The organism is Flavobacterium fluvii (genome assembly GCF_900129545.1).
Taxonomy (GTDB): Bacteria; Bacteroidota; Bacteroidia; order Flavobacteriales; family Flavobacteriaceae; genus Flavobacterium; species Flavobacterium fluvii.
The window spans coordinates 1-2681 of the sequence record NZ_FQWB01000023.1; the positions used below are offsets into that span (position 1 = coordinate 1).

At 40.0% G+C, this 2681-nt stretch carries 1 protein-coding gene; it reads right to left on the minus strand.

The window, feature by feature from the left end; all coding sequences use genetic code 11:
* The coding region (locus tag BUC16_RS17400; RefSeq protein WP_141226202.1) for a T9SS type B sorting domain-containing protein at nucleotides 1–2681 on the minus strand (2681 nt) is incomplete at both ends.

Below are 2681 nucleotides of genomic sequence, written 5' to 3' on the forward strand. Positions count from 1 at the left end.
TTTGAATAGCCTTCGAAAGCATTGGTTTCGTTGTCGTATTTGGTGGTTTCAAAAACCAATACTCCCCAACGGTTGTATATTTCGATGCCAATACCGGATGGATAACAAATATCGTCATTGACACCATCGATAACAAGCACATCATTGATACCATCCCAATTTGGAGTGAAAGCATTGTGAACAAGAACAGATTCACAACCCAATACTTTACAATCAAAGTTCACATTCATGTTTAGCGTGATTCTTGTAGGGCAACTTCCATCGATCACGTTGTACTCGAAAACATGATTACCTAATGGAGCATTTAAAGGATTGAATATACTGCCTTGCAATATTCCTACATTGTCTTTATTGACCCAAGTACCATTTCTGGGAATGCCTTCTGGCAACAAATCACCAAGTTCTATGGGAGTGGAATCGGCGTTACAGGCAGCGCTCGTAATTGTTTTTCCGCCATTGGTGATACTTACATTGACAATTTGAACAAATCTGGAAGCATTTCCACAAGCATCGGCCACGTTCCATTCCCTAACAATTGAATAGGATGCCGGAGTTTGGTTGATGATGTTTTCTGTATAAACAGGAGTTGCAACGGTTGAACAATTATCGACAAACACCAAGTTTGGTTTGGCAGGAATGGCATCACAGGTCACGTCAACACTGGCAGGGAATACCGTTGTTGTTGTAGGTCCAACAAGGTCTTGAACATTGATGGTTTGCGAAGCTTTTGTGGTATTGCTCGAAGCATCGGTAGCAGTCCAAGTTCTTGTAATGGAATAAGAACCGGCACAAGCACCATTTGTTTTAGTATCCACAAAAGTCAATGTCACGGTGCTACAAATGTCAGTAGCAACAGCTTGTGCAAAAACGAGAGGTTCGCTGCAAGATATTGTTTTTGTAACTGGGAGCGCAGCAAATACCGGGGCATTAATGTCCTGAACAGTTATGTTTACAAAACCGGCAGCGCAGTTGCCAGGGTTTAGTTTGTCGCAAACCTCGAAAGCAAATTGATATAATCCCACAGGAATTCCATTTTCCACGTTTAACGAACCCAAGTTGTTCAATGTTATGTTTGGATAATTTCCAGAAGTCAATGAAAGATTTACTATGTCTATGGTAACGGGACTTTCATTCATTGTCACGTTTTCCAAAAGATTTAGTACTAGGCTGGTGGCATCACAATTGACGGTCCTGTTGATGACAGGAGCAGAGCTCGCCATTCTAGGCTTGGCTACCGTAACGGTAACCACTGCTTGGCTACAGTTGCCACTATCCGCTTTTTCACAAATTTGATACGTTAAAGTATAAATTCCAGCCGGAGTTCCAGCTTTGACATCAACCCAACCATTATTTAGATTAAGAATTAGGTTATTGTTTGGAGTTATAGTTGTTAGGTCAACATCCGCAGGGTTAATTGCAGTATTGTTCAACAGGTCGTTTGTAAACACGTTCACGATATTGGGAACTCCGTTTTGACCGTTATCTGTACTTGCATTATCATCATTGGCATCAATTACAAAAGTTGGTCTTGAGGTACACAATGGGTCAGATGGTGGGTAATCCACGACAATAGTTTCGGTAGGATTAAGGGTAAAAGCCAATGTTGCTTTAGGACGAAGGTTTTCAAAACCATCGGCTGCTTGTATCCATTTATTGTTTGTAAATACCCAACCTGGCCAATCGGTACCATTTCCGTTTTGATCCACTTTAGCACCCGGCCATAAAACTTTGCCAGTTAAAGGTAAACCAGTCATTGTTTCTATTACATTGTTATTACTGTCTGTCCAAGTAATGGTCAATCCGTTTACTGGGGTAAAATTGCCTGGAGTCGCAGAGTAGTTGATGTAAGGCACATCGTTGATACATACTGGTGTGGCAGAAATTCTCATTACTGGTTTTTCAATATTGATGGTTACAATGGCAGAATCGCAATTTGTTGGATTCAATATTTCACAAATTTGATAGCTTACTGTTTGTGGTCCTTCAGGAGCATTCGGCAAGACATCAACTGATCCATCAGGATTAATGTGTAAAAATGGATTATCATTAGGTCTTATTAATGTTACTTCGGTAGGAACAACTGGGATACCATTTAAAGTATCGTTGGCGAGAACGTTACTTATTACATTTGGAATAGTTTGGTTAACCCCAACAATTGGGCCAGCGCTATCTGGAACTGCATCAATAACAGGTTTAGTCACGGTAAAACTAACGATAGCATTATCACAATTTTGGGAATTTGCAATTTCACAAATTTGATATTCCAAAGAGTAAGAACCAGCAGGAGTTCCGGGAGCAACAATCACGTTTGTTCCTAAAAGAGTAATACCAGGATTTGTTGAAGATACAAATGATGTGCTGACAGTTTGAGTGGTTGCTGTTGCACAGTTCAACAAGTCATTTGACAATACATTGGTATAAGCTATGCCTCCAGTGTAACCATTTACAGGAGTTCCTGCATCGTCATTGGCAAGAATAAAGTTGGTTACAATTAATTGTGCTTCACAACTTGTTTCATTTCCACAGGCGTCTTTTACTGTTATTAGTATGCTTGTTGTTCCAGATTGAACCAAGGTTCCAGCAGCTGGAGATTGTGTAACAATTAATAAATCAGATGAAGTACAAGTATCAGTTGCAGTTACATTTTTGGTAAAATCAGGAACAATGGCTTGACAATTTGA